This is a genomic window from Acidaminococcus nyctereutis (assembly GCF_052216985.1).
Lineage (GTDB): Bacteria > Bacillota > Negativicutes > Acidaminococcales > Acidaminococcaceae > Acidaminococcus > Acidaminococcus fermentans_A.
In genome coordinates this window covers 1-1328 of record NZ_JBQOUY010000062.1, presented here as the reverse complement: position 1 = coordinate 1328, position 1328 = coordinate 1, and the positions used below count along the sequence as shown (strand labels likewise).

Below are 1328 nucleotides of genomic sequence, written 5' to 3'. Positions count from 1 at the left end.
TGGTCCTATGTCAAGTTTGAGTACAAGTTAAATTGAGGTTTCTATCAATCAGTTATCCAGCAATCAAAGCTGCCTTTTTCTTGTAGTTTGCATATAATTTTTCATAGTCATTGGGTGACATATAGTTACAGTGACTGTGAATTCGAACGGTATTATAAAACGTGTTAATGTATTCAAACACCAGCATATAGGCTTGTTGATAATTTTCAATCTTAAATCGATTCAGCCATTCTCGCTTAATCAAGGCATGGAATGATTCTATGCAGGCATTATCCCATGGATAGCCTTTCTTCGAATAGCTGCGGCACATCTGTGCGGTTTCCTTGATATAGGATTGCGAAAGATATTGACAACCGCGGTCAGTGTGAATTACTACCAGACGGCCTGGATTCCTGGTTTGCTTTGCCATTTGAATCATCCTAACAATGCCAGATGCATCTAACTTCCGGGATAAATTCCAGGCAATGATTTTTCGAGAAAACAAATCCATGATACTGGCCAAATACACAAATCCTTCAGTGGTCCAAATATAAGTAATATCGCTGCACCAGATTGTGTCTGGCTTTGGCGGATTAAATTGTTCTTGCAGAATGTTAACTAATATGGCATCCAAACAACTGCTCTGGGTCGTAACGGTATAATGCTTGACCCAACAAGCACGAATCCCCATTTGCCGCATGTAAAGGCCCACTGTCCTTTCGGAAATACATTCACCTTTCTGTTGAAGCAATTTAGTAATTTTGGGTGCTCCATAGATTTGCTTTGAATCTTCGTAAATGGTTTGAATCTGTTTTTTTACCTCCTTACGGTGCGTAGCTTGTTTGGATAATTTGCGATGACTCCATCCATAGTAACCTGATGTAGAAACGCCCAATTCTGCCAGCACTCCAGATACCGAAAAATGGCGTTTCCCCTGATAGGCTTTTTCGGCTTCCTGTTTGACGCTATGGTAAATGGCAGGGATTATTTGTCTAGAATGCTGATAGCTTTTTTTAAGACATTGATGGCATCCTTGGCATCTCGTAATTCACGTTTCAAACGAGCGATTTCCTTGGCTTCATCAGATGCATAGTTTCCGGATCCGCGATATGGCATTTCCCCATTATCCCGTAATTGCTTTTGCCATCGGGACAGTGTCTGTTGGGAAATTCCTAAATTATGAGCACACCCAATCAGTCCTAAATCACGATGATCATGGTAATATTGGACAGCATCCATTTTGAATTGTTTGTCGAACTTCGTCATACTAAGGCCCCCTATATATACTTTTATTGTATCACTTTATGGAAAACCTCAGTTTGACTTGTCCTATTTATATGCTAGCACCA

2 protein-coding genes are annotated in these 1328 nt (G+C 40.3%); both read right to left on the bottom strand.

Going from position 1 to position 1328, the window contains the following annotated elements; translation table 11 throughout:
• Positions 1–52 precede the first annotated feature (52 nt).
• Positions 53–955 (bottom strand): IS3 family transposase, encoded by a 903-nt coding sequence (locus ACTUHY_RS12865; protein WP_442828004.1) that lies wholly within the window; start codon positions 953–955, stop codon positions 53–55.
• Positions 956–963: 8 nt separating this feature from the next.
• Complete coding sequence (locus tag ACTUHY_RS12860; protein ID WP_072983483.1) at positions 964–1245, bottom strand: transposase; 282 nt, start codon at positions 1243–1245, stop codon at positions 964–966.
• Positions 1246–1328: the final 83 nt, after the last annotated feature.